Consider the following 16,619-nt stretch of genomic DNA (forward strand, 5'->3'; position numbering starts at 1 on the left):
CTTTAACTAAATAATTTTTTTAAGTAAAACATAATAATTAAATGAATTATAACTAATTAATAATTAAAAAAAGTATCTAGATTTTACTATAAAGGATAATTTGGATATAATCGCGACTAAATTAGAAAAAGACTTAAGAAATATAGGAAGTTTTATGAGCGAAAAATACGAACCATCAAAAGTAGAAGATAATTATTATAAAATCTGTGAAGATAGAGGATATTTTGAAATTGATGGTAACAAATCAATTCAAGAAGAGGGTAAAAACTTTTCAATTATGATGCCACCACCAAATGTAACAGGATCATTACATATTGGTCACGCACTTACTTTTACATTACAAGATATTATTACTAGATATAAAAGAATGGACGGGTTCAAAACTCTTTGGCAACCTGGAACAGACCATGCTGGTATTGCAACTCAAAATGTTGTTGAAAAACAACTTTTAGCTGAAGGTACTACAAAAGAAGAATTAGGAAGAGAAAAATTCCTAGAGAGAGCTTGGCTTCAAAAAGAAACATCTGGTGGTAATATTGTTCACCAAATGAGAAAATTAGGTGTTACACCAGCTTGGAAACGTGAGCGATTTACTATGGATTCTGGTCTTAAAGAGGCTGTTAAAGAAGCATTCGTATCTTTATACAATGATGGACACATTGCACAAAATAACTATATGGTTAACTGGTGTACACATGATGGTGCCTTATCTGATATTGAAGTTGAACACGAAGAAGTAAATGGTAAATTTTATACTATGATTTATAAATTTGCTGATGGTTCAGGTGAATTACAAGTAGCAACTACTAGACCTGAAACATATTTTGGGGATACAGCTATTATGGTTCATCCTGATGATTCAAGATATACTGATATTGTTGGAAAAGAAGTATTATTACCATTAACTGATAGAACTATCAAAGTTATTACTGATTCTCATGTTGATATGGAATTTGGTACAGGTGTTGTAAAAGTAACTCCAGCACATGACCAAAATGACTACGAAGTGGGAAAAAGACACGATTTAGAATTCATCAAAGTATTTGATGAAAAAGGTATCTTAAATGACTACTGTGGAGAGTTTTCAGGATTAGAAAGACTTGAAGCTAGACCAGTTATTGTAAAAGCATTAGAGAATGCTGGATATATTGTAAAAATCGAAGATCATGTTCACCAAGTAGGACACTGTTATAGATGTAAAAATATTGTTGAGCCATTTATTTCTCAACAATGGTTCTTATCTGAGAAAATTGCAAAATCTTCAATTGATAAAACAAAAGCTCATAATAACTTCCACCCACAACATTGGATTAATTCATATACAGCATGGATGGATGAATTAAGACCATGGTGTATTTCTAGACAATTATGGTGGGGACATAGAATTCCTGTATTTACTTGTGCAGATTCATCTTGTAACCACCAATGGGCTGACAAAGACGATGAACCAGAATGTTGTCCAAAATGTGGAAGCAAAGAAATGACTCAAGATCCAGATGTTCTTGATACTTGGTTCTCATCTGCTTTATGGGCAATGTCACCATTAGGTTGGGGAAATAATGGTGAATTAGAAGAATTATATAATGAAATGCAAGATATGAAAGACTTCTATCCAAACTCATTATTAATTACTGGATTTGACATTATGTTCTTCTGGGTAGCTAGAATGATGATGATGGGTGATCACTTCCAAGGTGAATTACCATTTAAAGATATTTATATGCATGCACTAGTAAGAGATGAAACTGGTGCAAAAATGTCTAAATCAAAAGGAAATGTAATTGATCCATTAGATATGGTTGAAGAACATTCTGCTGATATTATTAGATTTACACTTGCATATTTAGCTGTTCAAGGTAGAGATATTAAATTAGGTGCTAAAAACTTAGAGCAATTTAGAAACTTTACAAACAAGTTATATAATGCATCAAATTTCTTAACATTAAATGTAGATACATTCCCAGATTTAAAAGATATTGAGATTAAAACTCCTCTTGGAAAATATATGCAATCAAGACTTTCACATGCAGTTGATGATGTAAGAGCTACTTTAGAAGCATTTAAATTCAATGAAGCAGCATCTGTATTATACAAATTTGTATGGACAGAGTTTTGTGATTGGGGTATTGAGTACTCTAAAGGTTCAAAAGACTCAATTGTAGAACTTGGAGCAATTTTCAAAGAGACATTAAAAATGGTAAGTCCTTTTATGCCATTTATTTCTGATTACTTATATCACAAATTAACAGGAACTTCTTTAGAAGAGGGTGCTGATTCATTAATGGTTTGTAACTTCCCTAAAGAGATTGCAAAAGATGAAGAAGTAGAATCAATGTTTACTATCATTGAAGAGGCAATTACAGCTCTTAGACGTGCTAAAGTTGTTATTGATATGGGTAACTCAAAAATTGCTAAAGCTTACATCAAATTAGATGCTAATATTGATAAAGATATTGCAAAACCATTTATTGAAAAACTTGGAAAAGTTGAAAATATTGAATTTGTTGATGCAAAAGTTGAAAATTCAATTACAGATGTATCTAATAATTTAGAAGTATATCTTCCAACTTCTGAAATTGATATGAGTCCAATTATTGATAAATTAACTAAACAACAAGCAAAAACTCAAAAAGAGTTTGATAAACTAAACGGAATGTTATCAAATGAAAGATTTGTAGCTAATGCACCTGAATCAGTTATTGCTGAAAATAGAAAAGCATTAGAAGATGCAAAGAATAAATTAGAAAAAATACAAAACGAATTAAAGGCTATTTCTTAATAGCTTTTAAACTCTAGTTAAAAGGCTTGAAATGAAACTAAAACTATTTCATTATATATTGTTATTGGTTTTAGTTTTTACTTTTCAAGCTTGTTCTGTTAACAAAGATACTTTACAAAGTGTTGCTCAAACAGACTCTGCCTCTCAAATAGTTGAATTCAAAAATGAAACTTTAGACTTATTAGTTAAATACAAAAAGAAACTAGATATTCGTAATCCAAACTCTTTTAATAGAGGACTTGCAAAGAATATATATTTCCAAATTAATACAAATCAAAACTATATAAATATAATTCAGAATAAGGTAAAACTAAAAACTTCTCAAGAATATTTGCATTATGCTTTTTCAAAAGATGAAGTTAAAAATAGAAATGATTTTTTGATTATTGGTTTATATAAACTTATTTATAATGCATACAATCTAAAAGAAGAACATCATTTTACTTCACTTCAATATAATAAAAGTGAGATGTTAAAATTATATCAATACTTACAAGTTATTAGATGGAAGATAAGAACATCAAAAGACAATAAAAATCAATATCTTTTTAATACTTGGCAGAATAACTGGCAGTTAGAACTTATGAAAAAAGATGATAGTAATTTGAATATTATTAAAGATTTAAAATATATTAAATCAAAAAAAGAGAGTATTTATGATTCTTCAAATTTCTCTTTTGAGAATATAATTTCAGAGATTTTAGTAAATATAAAACATACTCTAAAAGAGATAAATGTAGAACCTTATGATATGAGTATTTCAGCTATTAAAAGTTTTGTATTTATAATCTAAATAAGGCTTTTAAACCTTACTTTTTCTTAGTTTGTGTGTGATTGTATATAATACTGGTAGATAAATCAGATTAAGAATTGTTCCCCATGCTAATCCAAATCCTAATGCAATTGCAATTGGTTGGAAGATTACAGCTTGCCCTGTTGGGAAGAAAATAAGTGAACTCATACCAATTAATGTAGTAATTGTAGTAATTATAATAGGTCGGAATCTTTTTGTAGCTCTTTGGAATATCTCATCCATAGTTTTTGCTTTTTTAAGATATGTCATCATAATAATACCATCATTAATAACAACCCCTGCAAGTCCTAGTGCTCCAATCATTGAAGGCATAGATAGATTTAATCCCATGATTTGATGTCCTATTAATACCCCTAGGGTTGAAAAAGGAATAATACTCATTACAATGAATGTTTCTCTAAATGAATTAAATAAATAAAGCATAGACATCATAATTAGAATCAAGGCTAAAGCAGTTGCTAAAATCATATCATTCATTAAGCTTTTATTTTTTTCTGCTTCACCTTTAAATACTAATCTTATTCCGCTCTCTTTTATTGTCTCTAAACTAGCTTGTAGTTTTACTAGAACTTCACTTGAAGTTACAATATCTGGGTCTACATTTGCAAAAATGTAAAAGTTTTTTTCTCCCTGATCTTTTAATAATTGCTCAAACCCTCTAATAGAATTTAAGTCAACTATTTGTTCTAAAGAAACAAATGTTCCATCACTTAATGGAATTTGTGTATTTTTAAAGCTTTGGAAATCATCTTTATTAATTGACTGAACTTTTACATCTAACATCTCTTTTTCATCAAAAGTTACCGTTTTCTTTTTTAACAAATAAAGGTTTGAAAGATATGAACCAATAAATGATTCTGTAATTCCAAGTTGTTCTCCATAAGAGTTAACTTTTATTTTAATTTCATCGATACCAAATTTTAGTGAATTTGAAACTGATTTAATACCTTCAATAGCTTCTATTTCTACTTGTAGTTTTTCAATTGCTTTTATGATTTTTTGGTTATCGTGAGAAATTAGTCCAATTTTTACATCTGCTTTTACTGGACCTACTTTTCGCTCTAATACTTCTGCTTCTTCTAAATTATATTTATCTTTATAATTTTTTTTCTCAATGAATTTCTTTAATTTTTTTGCTATTTGTCTAGACTTTTCAGTTCTAGTTCTATCTTCATCATCGTAATAAAAACTTAAATTTGGTGTTACATATTTATCTAAAATATTAGCAGCTTTTAGTTTTTGTAATTCAATTGTCATATACATAACATAAGGAAATCTTTCAGTATTTCCTCCTACATCTCTTCTATATCCTGCAACAGAATCTATACTTCTAATAAAGAATTTATCTCTGTTATCCATGAAGTCTTTTTCAATTTCTTGAACTATTTTAAAAGACTCTTCTAGTGTTGTATTTGCATCCATTTTAAATGAAAGTTTTACATCAGAGGCATCAAACTTTGGAAATAATTGAAACTTAGAACTAGTTACTTCCATAACTATTAAAACAGGAACCATGATAATAAATATTGTAAGAAATGTTTTTTTCCAATTCATAAAAAAATGAATAATCTTATTGTATATCTGATTTGCTTTTTCCCAAGAGGTAACTTTTGCACCATTTTTAAGAGAATGTGCTGCATGAATAGGTAAAAATATAAACGACTCAATTAAAGATGCAACAACTAAAGCACTTAGTGCAATAGGAATTAGTTTCATCACTTCACCCATTGTTCCAGAAATCATTAGAACTGGTAAAAATGAAAATAGTGTTGTAATTGATGCAACAGTTACTGGTTTAACCATTTCACTTGCACCTTTAATTGCAGCTTCTTTAGGTGGAAGTCCTTCTTCTATATATTGTTGTATATTTTCACTTACAACAATAGCATCATCAACAACAATACCAATTGCAATTAATACCCCAACTAGGGAAATCATATTAATTGTATATCCACTTAGATACATATATATTGCTGCAATTACAAAAGATGTAGGAATACCAACGGCTATAATAAATGACATTCTAAAGTTAATTAGAATCATTACTAAAATTGTGATTAGTATAATTCCTAGAATAATATTAGAAATTACAATATTTAATCTATCTACAATTCTCTCAGAATTATCATCTGCAACTGAAATATTAATATCAGGATTTAATTTATTCAAAGAAGGTAGAAGTTTTTTGATACTCTTCACAATTACAATTGCATCTGCTGTATCACTTTGTTCAACTGCTAAAGATAAAGCATTTTTGCCATTAAATGAATATAGTGTAGATGAGTCTTCATATTTTTTTGAAGTACTTGCAATATCACTTAAATAAACACTTTTATTACCAATTCTTAGTAATGTATTAGCAAATTCATTAGCATTTTTGGCACCATTGTATGTAGAAATATAGTAGTGTTTCTTAGGATCTTCTATTTTCCCAACTGGAAAAATATATGATAAAGTTGTAATTGCATCAAATATTTCATTTTTATTTAAATCAAGTGCTTCAATTTTTCTATCATCAAGAAGTATTTCAAAGTATTTATCTGAATCTCCAAAAATAGTTACATCATTTACACCATTAACTCCAAGTATTTTACTTTTTAAGTTATCTGCAAAAGGTTTAAGTTCATCAGTAGAGTATTTACTAGATGTAAGAGAAATATCCACAACAGAACGACTTCTCTCTAAAACATTAACACTTGGTTCATCCATATCACTTGGTAGATTAGATTTTATTAAAGAAATAGCATCTTTTATCTTATCTGCTTCATTATATTTATTTTTGCCATTCTTTAGCTCTAATACAATAGTAAATCGACCTGGAGAGATTATAGTTGACATAGTATCAACACTATCAATATTCTTGACATTGTCCTCTATTTCAATTACAGCCATCCTATCAAGGATATCAACTGATGCACCAGAATATGAACCTGTGATTGAAATCATGTCTAGTTCAAAACTTGGGAAAATCTCTTTTGGAGTTTTATTATATGACCAAATACCAATGGCAAAAACTAAAATAAATAAAGTATAGTTTACACGAGAATTATTTACAAAAAATCGTAAGATTTTATCAAACATTTATAGCCTTTAAAAAGAAAGAATTATAATATATGATTGTTAATGTAATATTAACATTTGTGATAGATTAGTTATAAAGCAAGAGATATTATTATCTACTTGCCCCATAAATTTTGAATTTTTTAATCATTTCTAAATCTTTATCGTCTTTAACATTCTCTGCAAAAACTTTAATATTTAGTAAAGTAGAAAGTTCATGAATAGCTTCTATGAAACTTTGTTTAGAGTGATCATTACATACATTGTTTGTATAATCCCTAGCTAGTCTAATATAATCTAAATTGAAATCTTTAATACTCTCTAATGGAATAAATTTACTTTCAAATCTTTTGATAATAATTTTAGCTCCACATTGATGCATTTCATCAGCAAAGAATTTGAATTTATCAACATCTTTAGCAACAGCATATGCTGTAATTGAGAATACAAGTTGATTAGCAATATTTCTATGCTCATTTAATACTTTCTCTAACCAAGCAATAAAGGCTGTATTATTAATAGATTCTAATGATAAGTTAATTGAAATATCATGACTTATTTTGTTTATTAGAATATGGTTAATTACTTTTAAAATAACTTTTTCATCAAAATCCATAACTTTTTCATATCTCTCAGCAATTGATACAAATGTACCTATTGGAATATCATTGTTGTCTTTATCTTTTGCACTTGTAAATGCTTCTTGCATTACAATTTCTTTAGATTCAATATCTACTCTTCTTGCATCATTAATATATTGAATATCAAATTTAGAGTTATCAATAATATCAAAAATTAATTCTCTCCATGTTTCCATATCCATAGATAAGTCTTCTTCATCTCTAATATGTGCTTCATTTGCTCCAATTAATGTAGCTTTTTCGTAAGCCTCATTTGCAGCTTGTAGCATTTCAGGAGTAGTTCCAATTTGATTAAATGGAGTTGCACCTATATGTACAATATCATTTTTATCAAATTGACTTGATAAGTTTTCAAATTCATTTTGTAATTTTTTAGTAAATGATATTGCATCATCATAAGTAAAATTTTTACCAATCATTGCAAATTCAGAACCAAAGAATCTATATGAAATAGTTTTTGCATTTTTCTTATCAATATTTGTTTTATCTAAAACTTCTGCGAATTTTTTGATAAATTCATTTACTTCTTTATTTGTATGTGATTTTGCAAAAGTTGCCAAATCAAATATCTTAATCATAAATACATAACCATTTGATTTATGAATAAACATCTCTTTCATATCTGTCTCAAAACTCTGTTTTAAATTAAGCCCTGTTAATTCATCTTGAGATAGTTTGTTTGTAATATTCTCTAAGTTTTTATTTAATTTTGTAATGATTGTTTCAATTTTTGATGACATGTCATTCATTGCTAGTGCTACGTTTTTAATCTCTGTTGTCCATGGTAAATTATCAATTGTTGTAAATTTTCCTTGAGCAATAGAGTTAGCAAGTTTCTCAATATTTTTTAGAGGTTTTAAAATAAATTGTACAAATACAAATAAAATAGCCATAGCAATAATAAATGCAACTATTGCATATATCACACCACTTTTTACTTGATCATATAGTTTTGCATAAGCTTCTCCGGCATTTGCACTTACGTAGATAATAGCTGTTGTATTCCAACCATCAGAGATTTCACTATATGTTTCTTCTAAATCAATATGAATAAAATCAATAAACCACTCTGGAATATAATCAAACTTCTCTTTTCTATTTACTTGAACAATAATTTTATTTAGATTTATATTTGCAAAAGTATCAATAGTTTGGTTTTTATCATTTTTTGCAGTAAATGAAAAAGAGATATTTCCACCATTTTTATATGAATCACTTGGCAAATAAGTATATGAATTTTGAGGGTTTTCATCAAAAAGTTCAATATTTTCAGAATCATTTTCTAATTGTGAAAGTTCATTCTCAAGTTCTAAATCTAATTCATCTTTTTTGATTTCTCCAAATTCTTTATCCATAATAACATTTGAAATTTCCCACATTGAGTCATCTAAATCAGAAGAGTTATTTATTAAGTCTTTATCAGTAATACTAAATTTTACATCTTCTAATCTAATCTCTTTATAAAAACCTCTATTTGAAATAGCTTTTATTATGGATTCGATTTCTGGGTCATGTTTATCTTTTAGAAGTGATTTTAAAGTCATTCCTAAAGTAGTTGCTGTATCTTGAGCTTTTGTAATAGACTCAACTTGTAAATACTCTTTAGTATTTTTTACACTGATTATAAAATTACCAGCAAATATCATAAAAAATATAAAGGCCATGATTATATATAGTTGTTTTGATAAAGACATTTTTTTTCCTTTTTAGATTCTGTTCATCATGCTTTTCCAAGCTTTTAGATTATTTTTTCCGATTTTCACAGAACCCTTATTTTTTGCTTGCCATAAACCACTTGCGTTAAAACTGTAAACAGGTTTTAAATCTTTTCTTTTTGTTGCAAGTTTTAGTTTTTTATTAATATTATCAAGGACAATAGGTGTTGCACCTTTTTTATGATAATAGGTTAATACCATGTGAGCTTGATCAAACCTCGTATTTCTTTTTTTGTAAATAACATAAGTGATTCGTAGCTTACTCTCTGGAACTCCAAGTTTTCTAAGACTATAATACTTTGCAATTGCATAATCTTCACAATCTCCAGCAGCAGTACCCAAAAACTCGTATGGTGTTGCCCAATAATCTTTTCTTTTCCAATGTTTAGGGTCAGTTTTATATCTAATCTTATTGAAAAAATCATTAACATTTTTTAGTTTTTTTAGGATTTTTTCATCTTTAGATTTTTGAAGCATATTATCCCAAAGCTCAACTCTTTTTTTAGCTTTTGCACCGTATTTTTTGTTTACTTTTTTTACTTTTGAGTTGTCAATGAAATAAGTTTTATTAGCAGTTGTAGAAATAACTGCTAATGTGGAGATAATAAGAATAGAAAATAATATTATTTTTTTCAAATTATCTCCTTTGTTTAGTCTAATTCTATAATAGTAATCTTTAAATTATTTAATAAAATTATTTTAATAAGTTTTTGATAGCTTCTTCATCTATCTTTTGTTCGTCATATTTAATAGCAATTGTACCTTCAGTATTATTGATGTACCACTCGTCAATAGAATCAATTTCTAAGTTATTACTATTATCTAAGTTGTATTCACTAACTGGTAAATAAGCCATTTTCTTTTTAGCTGGATTAGGCATTGTAATAATTAAAATAGCCCATAAAATACAAACTACAGTAATTGTAATTACAATAGTTGATAAAGATTCTAAACCATCAAAGAAAATACCACCAAGTAATCCACCTAAGAATGTACCTAAGTAACCGCAAGAGTTAAAGATTCCAAGAACTAATCCTCTTTGGTGAACTTTAGCAAACTTTGTAGCAAGTGATTGCATAATTGGTTCGTGCATATTAAATCCAATAAAGAAGATAACTACACCAATTACAAAAATAGTAGTTGAAGAACTAAGTCCAATTACTAAATAAGAAACTGCAAATAATAAAATACCAATTACTAAAATCTCTTTGAATTTACCTTTTTTCTCAGCAATAATAGCAGCAGGTGCCATTGCAAGGAAACCAAAAATCATAGCTGGTAAATATACTTGCCATAACTCTTTCATTTGCCATTCATAGTTATTGATTAAAACCATTGGAATAATCATAAATGCAAAAGTCATTAAACCTTTTTGTAAAAAGTTTGTAATATTCATTTTAATTAGGTTTGTATTTCCTAATACTGTTGATAACTTTGCTTTCCCATTATATGAATGAGTGATATGAGGAGGGTTTGGAACCATTTTTAATAATACAAAAATAGAAGCTAATGCTAAAACCATTGTAATAATAAACAGACTCTCAACTCCAAAAGCTGAACCTAAAGTTGGTCCTGCAATCATTGAAATTGCAAAAGAGATACCAATAAACATACCCATCATAGCCATTGCTTTTGGTCTTTGCTCTTCTTTTACTAAATCAGAGATCATTGCTGTAACAACTGCACCAATTGCACCTGCACCTTGTAAAAATCTACCTAACATTAATGTATATATATCAGTAGAAATTGCACAAACTAAAGAACCTATTGCAAAAAGAACAAGACCCATAACAATTGTGCCTTTTCTTCCTAACTTATCACTAATGATTCCAAATGGTACTTGGAAAATCATTTGAGTTAGGGCATAACCTCCAACTACAATACCAATTAAAGTAGTTGATGCTCCCTCTAAATTCATAGCGTATACAGATATTACGGGTAAAACTAAAAATAGACCTAAGAATCTAAGGGCTATAATTGAACTAAGTGGTAAAACCGATTTAATCATTTGTAATCCTAAACATTATATAATTTCTTGCGATTATATATAATTAATGCTTAATAATTTGTATCAAAGGAAAATTAATGAAGATTGTTTTAGCTTCAGGGAATAAAGGGAAAATCAAAGAGTTTGAGAAGTTAATGCCAAATGACGAGGTAGTAGCATTCAAAGAAATTCTAGGTGATATAGAAATAATTGAAGATAAAGATAGCTTCAAAGGTAATGCCATTAAAAAAGCACAAACAATTTATGATGAATTAATAAATAAAAATTATAAAGATGTTATTGTAATTTCTGATGATTCTGGTATTACAGTTCCTGCGCTTAATAATGAGCCAGGAATTTATTCTGCTAGGTATGCAGGTGAAAATGCTAGTGATGAAGATAACAATAATAAAATGATTAAAAATCTACAAGCAAAAAGTATTGAGCGAACACCAGCGTATTATACTGCTTGTATAGCTATTATCTATCAAGGTGAAGTTTATACTGTTCATGGGTGGATGCATGGAGATGTTACTAGTAAGCCTGTTGGAACTGAAGGATTTGGTTATGATCCTTTATTTATTCCTAAAGGATTTGATGAAACATTAGGTGTATTGCCACATGAAGTAAAAAAAGAATTCTCACATAGAAGTTCAGCTTTAAAACTTGCGAAAAAAGTTTTAGATGTAATTATCTAATTACTCTTTCGTGTAATCTTATATCAAAAGATATAGATTTCACAAAAATATCAATTTGAAGATTGGAGTTAGTATCACTTGAGATATTAGCTTCAATTTTAAATGAATCATCTTTTAATTCTAATTTATTCATACTTTTTAATTGCTCAGTGCTCATACTATTTATATGACTTCTAAAAAAGCCCATATGATTTTTGGCTTGAATATATAAATATTGATTTTGGATATTTTTATTTGCAAAAGATTTTGTTTGCATTGTTGATATTATCAAATAAGAAAATAAAGAAATTAAAACAATAGTGATTAATAAAGTATATGCTTTTTTAGATTTTGTTTTATTTGTACTCATAGTTTTATTTTCCAAACTTGTTTAATCTTTTCATCTAAATTTATATCTATTTCATAATATGTGGCTTTTTTTTGGATTTGAAAATCATAAACATCTTTTAATAAAATTGAATTTTCAAAATATAAAATTTTATCTTCTAATTTTAACTTTGATTCTAAATCTTGATGTTTTTGTAAAAAGGCTTTTGTTGATAATAAATCTAATTTTAGTATTTCTATTTCTTGATTATTAGTATTTGAGAACATACTCTCTTTTATAAAAAGCATTGAATATACTATTACAATTGAAGAAATTATAATACTAGCTATTAATTCTAAACTTGAAAAACTATTTTTCATATTTATAAATCTTTATATCTTCATTTTTATATTGATATTTTTTTACAAGAATTTCTTCTTCTATATTTCCATCTATTATAAAAGTTATATTTGTATTTGATTTTGTAAGTGTCGAATAATTTTTTATATCAAAACTATTTTCTAATTCATTTAGTTTTTGAAATAAAATATCATTGTTATTGGAAGTATTAGAGTGAATAAATCCACTAATAACAATAGCAAGTAATGTAATACTTACTATTGTCTCAAAAAGAGTAAAACTATTTTTTTGCAAGCTCTAGAGCTTTTTCATAAGCTACGTTTATTGCTTTAATCATAGAATCTCTTACTGCACCTTCTTCAAGTTGTGCATAACCAGCAGCAGTAGTTCCACCTGGACTCATAACTGAATCTTTGATGATTGCAGGATGTGAGTGTTTTAATAGTGATGCAGTTCCTGAAAATAATCCTTGAACTAATTGAGTTGAGATATGTCTCTCAAGTCCAGCTTTAACAGCACCATCGGCAAGAGCTTCTGCTACAAGTGCCAAGAATGCAGGACCAGAACCAGCAACCGCAGTTGCAATATCTAATTGATTTTCAGTATTTACCCAAATTGCTTTTCCAATTGTAGAGAAAATATCAACTGCCATATTTTTAGCTTCATTATCTCCTGTGATTGTTGTCATTGAGTTTTGTACTGATGCTGCTACATTTGGCATAGTTCTTACATAATGTTTAGATTCAATTTGTCTCTTTAATGATTCAAGAGTAGTACCTGCTAAGATTGATAATAATACATTCGCTTTTCCTGATAATCTTGCTGATACACTTTGAAGTGCATATGGTTTTACACAAAAAATTATATTTTTATCTGTTATATCTTCATTGTCATTTAATGTTCTTACTGAAACTTCTGGAATTTTCTCTTTCACTGCATTTAGCTTATTAGTATCTCTTCCTATGATTTCAACTTCATAGTTTTTTACTAATCCTCTAGCTAATGATTGAGCCATAATTCCATTTCCTATGATAGTTAGCTTCATTTTATTGCCTTTTTGATTATTTTTAATAATTATAGCAGATATTTCCTAAGCTAGTATTAGATAAAATGTTTGCTTTAAGACAAAGGAATTTATATGATAACAAGCTTTAAAATTAAGAATATATTACTTGCGTCAAGTTTAGTTTTTATTTTTACTGCGTGTTCTAGTAAGAAAGAAGCGGCAGAATATAACAAACCAGCACTATATTGGTACAACAAAATGGTAACTCAAATCACAAAAGGTGATTTAGATGAAGCTGATGATACATATACATCTTTAGAAAGTGAGCACAGAAACTCGCCATTAATCCCAACATCTATACTTATTTTAGTAAATGGACATATTGATGCAGAAGAGTATGCTTTAGCAAACTTCTATTTAGATGAATATATTAAGAGATTTGCGTTAAGCAAAAATATTGATTATGCAAGATATTTAAAAATCAAAGCTAACTTTTTAGGTTTTAGATACCAATTTAGAGATCAAGCATTAATTGAAAAAACAATTGAAGAGATTGAAGAATTCAAATTGAGATATAAATCATCTCCATATATGCCTTTAGTAGACACTATGAATGCAAGATTATATATGGCTAAAGCACTTTTAGATCAAGAAATTGCTGATTTATACAAAAGAAAAGATAAAGAAAAGGCTGCTGCAATCTATAATGAAAAAGTAAAAGAATCTTGGATTAATCCAGAGGAAATTATAGAGCCTAAAGTTCCATTTTATAGATCAATATTCGAATAAGATATAAAACATAAAAAATAACAAATAACAAGGAGTAGATATGGAATTAGAAAATTATGATAAGTTTCCACAAGACATACCATTAATTATAGAGGATGAGATATTTTTATACCCTTTCATGATTGCTCCACTTTTTTTAAACAGTGATGATAATATCAGTGCTGTTGAGCATGCAATTGAAGAGAACAAGTTAGTTATTGTTGCTGTTTCAAAGCAAGGAAAAGAAGGGAAAAGAGAAGACGATTCTTTTTATGATGTTGGTGTTGTTGGTAATATTATGAGAAAAGTATCTTTACCAGATGGTAAAATTAAAGTACTTTTCCAAGGTTTATCAAAAGGTAGAATTAATCAATTCGACCAAGAACAACCAGTGTTATGTAATGTTGATATTTTGGAAAACAAACCTTTCGAAGAAGAGAGTGTTAAATCAGTTATTTCTGTTTTAGTTGAGCAAGTTAAAAAACTTTCTAGACTAAATTCTAAATTTCCAGCTGATTTAATCAAAACTATTGAAGAAAATGATGATGCAACTAGAATTGCTGATTTAATTTCATCTGTATTAAAAGTTAAAAAAGATGATGCTTACAAGTTATTTGCTCAAACTGATATTGAACAAAGATTACTTGATATTATTGAAGTAATAAAAAAAGAGATTGAGTCTTTTAAAATTCAAAAAGAGATTACTCAAAAAGTAAACTCTAAAATTGAAAAAACTCATAAAGATTACTTCTTAAAAGAGCAAATCAAAGCTATTAATAAAGAACTTGGTACTGATAATAAAAAAGACGAAGAGATTAAAGCTTATAAAAAAAGACTTAAACAACTTAAGCCTCATATGCCAAAAGATGGATATAAAGAGACTAAAAAACAAGTTGATAAATTAAGCAGAATGCACCAAGATTCTCCTGATGCTTCACTTTTACAAACTTATATTGAACAAGTTCTAGATATTCCATTTGGTGAATATTCTGATGAAAAAATCTCTGTTAATAATGTTGAAAAACAATTAAACAAAGATCACTATTCATTAATCAAACCAAAAGAGAGAATCTTAGAATACTTCGCTGTAAAACAATTATTAGAGCAAAGAAATATTGAAGATTTAAAATCAAAAGGTACAGTTCTTTGTTTTGTGGGACCTCCAGGTGTTGGTAAAACTTCACTTGCAAACTCAATTTCTAAAGCACTTCAAAGACCACTTGTAAGAGTTGCTCTTGGTGGAATGGAAGATGTAAATGAGTTAAGAGGACATAGAAGAACTTATGTAGGAGCAATGCCTGGACGACTTGTAAAAGGTCTAGTTGATGCTAAAAAAATGAATCCAGTAATGGTTTTAGATGAGATTGATAAGCTTGGTGCTAATCATAGAGGTGATCCAACTGCTGTAATGTTAGAAGTTTTAGATCCTGAACAAAACAATGAATTCAGAGATTTATACCTAAACTTTGCGATTGATTTATCTCAAATTATTTTTGTATCAACTGCAAATGATATTAGAAGAATTCCACCTGCATTAAAAGATAGAATGGAATTTATTGAGATTTCTTCATATACACCAAATGAGAAATACCATATTGCAAAAGATTACTTAATTCCTCAAGAGTTAGTAAAACATGGTTTAAATAAGTCAGAGATTTCTTTATCTAAACCAACAATTGAAATGATTATTGCTAAATATACAAGAGAAGCAGGTGTTAGAAACTTAAGACGTGTATTCTCTAAATTATTTAGAAAAGCAGCTAAGAAATTACTTACTGATGATAAGTTAGAAAAAGTATCTATTTCTACTAAGAATTTAAAAACATACTTAGATAACCCAATCTTTGAAATTGACCCAGCTGATAAGAAAAACTCAATTGGTATTGCAAATGGTTTAGCTTGGACAGCAGTAGGTGGAGATGTTCTTAAATCTGAGGCTATTAAGCTTAAAGGTAAAGGAATGTTATCTGTTACTGGTAACTTAGGTGATGTAATGAAAGAATCATCTAGAATCTCTTATTCTGTTGTAAAAGTTTTAATTGACAAGGGTGCTTTAGAGATTAATCAAGATATTATTCCTAAATCATTCAAAGAAAAAGACGAAGATACAAAACTAGATTCTAGTGAAGTATATAAAAGATATGATATTCACTTACATATCCCAGAAGGTGCTACTCCTAAAGATGGACCAAGTGCTGGTATTACAATGGCATTAACAATTGCTTCTATTTTAAGTGAAAGAGAAATCAAGTCTGATATTGCTATGACAGGTGAGTTAACTCTATCTGGAAAAGTATTACCAATTGGTGGATTAAAAGAAAAATTAATTGCAGCCTTTAAAGCAAAAATGACAAAAGCATTAATTCCTAGAAAGAACTTCGAGAGAGATTTAGAAGATATCCCTGAAGAAGTGAAAAAAGCTATGGAACTTAAACCTGTAGATGTTATTGAAGATGTTTTAAAAGAAGCATTAGTATAAGAATA

13 protein-coding genes are annotated in these 16,619 nt (G+C 28.1%); 5 read left to right on the top strand and 8 right to left on the bottom strand.

The annotated features are described in order from the left end of the window. Positions 1-154 precede the first annotated feature (154 nt). A complete protein-coding gene (locus ALEK_RS04120; RefSeq protein WP_071627479.1) occupies positions 155-2,779 on the top strand; it encodes a valine--tRNA ligase in 2,625 nt (874 codons plus the stop codon). Positions 2,780-2,810: 31 nt separating this feature from the next. Beyond that, complete coding sequence (locus tag ALEK_RS04125; RefSeq protein ID WP_071627439.1) at positions 2,811-3,572, top strand: hypothetical protein; 762 nt, start codon at positions 2,811-2,813, stop codon at positions 3,570-3,572. A 9-nt stretch (positions 3,573-3,581) separates the two neighbouring features. Here ALEK_RS04125 and ALEK_RS04130 read toward each other — a convergent pair whose 3' ends face one another. From ALEK_RS04130 to ALEK_RS04145, 4 genes are all read right to left on the bottom strand, one after another. After that, on the bottom strand, positions 3,582-6,674 hold the full coding sequence (locus ALEK_RS04130; protein WP_071627438.1) for an efflux RND transporter permease subunit: 3,093 nt from the start codon (positions 6,672-6,674) through the stop codon (positions 3,582-3,584). Between the two features lie 91 nt (positions 6,675-6,765). Beyond that, positions 6,766-8,988, bottom strand: a complete 2,223-nt coding sequence (locus ALEK_RS04135; protein WP_071627437.1) for a bifunctional diguanylate cyclase/phosphodiesterase — start codon at positions 8,986-8,988, stop codon at positions 6,766-6,768. A 12-nt stretch (positions 8,989-9,000) separates the two neighbouring features. Continuing rightward, on the bottom strand, positions 9,001-9,645 hold the full coding sequence (locus ALEK_RS04140; protein ID WP_071627436.1) for a transglutaminase-like cysteine peptidase: 645 nt from the start codon (positions 9,643-9,645) through the stop codon (positions 9,001-9,003). 58 nt (positions 9,646-9,703) lie between these two features. After that, the gene (locus ALEK_RS04145) at positions 9,704-11,017 is read right to left on the bottom strand and encodes an MFS transporter (protein WP_071627435.1); all 1,314 of its coding nucleotides are present in this window, start codon (positions 11,015-11,017) and stop codon (positions 9,704-9,706) included. Between the two features lie 77 nt (positions 11,018-11,094). Here ALEK_RS04145 and ALEK_RS04150 point away from each other — a divergent pair, with 77 nt between their 5' ends. Continuing rightward, on the top strand, positions 11,095-11,694 hold the full coding sequence (locus ALEK_RS04150) for a non-canonical purine NTP pyrophosphatase (RefSeq protein ID WP_071627434.1): 600 nt from the start codon (positions 11,095-11,097) through the stop codon (positions 11,692-11,694). On the opposite strand, the gene ALEK_RS04155 is transcribed toward ALEK_RS04150, so the two are convergent. Genes ALEK_RS04155 through ALEK_RS04170 form a run of 4 tightly spaced genes read right to left on the bottom strand, consistent with a single transcriptional unit; the run spans position 11,687 to position 13,406 of the window. Beyond that, a complete protein-coding gene (locus tag ALEK_RS04155; protein WP_071627478.1) occupies positions 11,687-12,043 on the bottom strand; it encodes a hypothetical protein in 357 nt (118 codons plus the stop codon). The two genes, ALEK_RS04150 and ALEK_RS04155, sit on opposite strands and share 8 nt — an antisense overlap. Beyond that, positions 12,040-12,381 carry a hypothetical protein gene (locus ALEK_RS04160; RefSeq protein ID WP_071627433.1) on the bottom strand — a complete coding sequence of 114 codons (342 nt, stop codon included), beginning with the start codon at positions 12,379-12,381 and terminating at the stop codon, positions 12,040-12,042. Before ALEK_RS04160 ends, ALEK_RS04155 begins: the two co-directional genes overlap by 4 nt. Beyond that, positions 12,371-12,655 (bottom strand): hypothetical protein, encoded by a 285-nt coding sequence (locus ALEK_RS04165; RefSeq protein ID WP_071627432.1) that lies wholly within the window; start codon positions 12,653-12,655, stop codon positions 12,371-12,373. Before ALEK_RS04165 ends, ALEK_RS04160 begins: the two co-directional genes overlap by 11 nt. Next, positions 12,642-13,406 (bottom strand): pyrroline-5-carboxylate reductase, encoded by a 765-nt coding sequence (locus tag ALEK_RS04170; RefSeq protein WP_071627431.1) that lies wholly within the window; start codon positions 13,404-13,406, stop codon positions 12,642-12,644. Before ALEK_RS04170 ends, ALEK_RS04165 begins: the two co-directional genes overlap by 14 nt. Before the next feature lie 93 nt (positions 13,407-13,499). Between ALEK_RS04170 and bamD the strand changes: the two genes are divergently transcribed. Both bamD and lon read left to right on the top strand, forming a co-directional pair. Next, complete coding sequence (gene bamD / locus ALEK_RS04175; protein ID WP_071627430.1) at positions 13,500-14,156, top strand: outer membrane protein assembly factor BamD; 657 nt, start codon at positions 13,500-13,502, stop codon at positions 14,154-14,156. A 40-nt stretch (positions 14,157-14,196) separates the two neighbouring features. Then, positions 14,197-16,614: an endopeptidase La gene (lon, locus tag ALEK_RS04180; protein ID WP_071627429.1), complete on the top strand. Its 2,418-nt coding sequence runs from the start codon at positions 14,197-14,199 to the stop codon at positions 16,612-16,614. Positions 16,615-16,619 lie beyond the last annotated feature (5 nt).

The sequence above is a fragment of the Poseidonibacter lekithochrous genome, from assembly GCF_013283835.1.
GTDB lineage: Bacteria > Campylobacterota > Campylobacteria > Campylobacterales > Arcobacteraceae > Poseidonibacter > Poseidonibacter lekithochrous.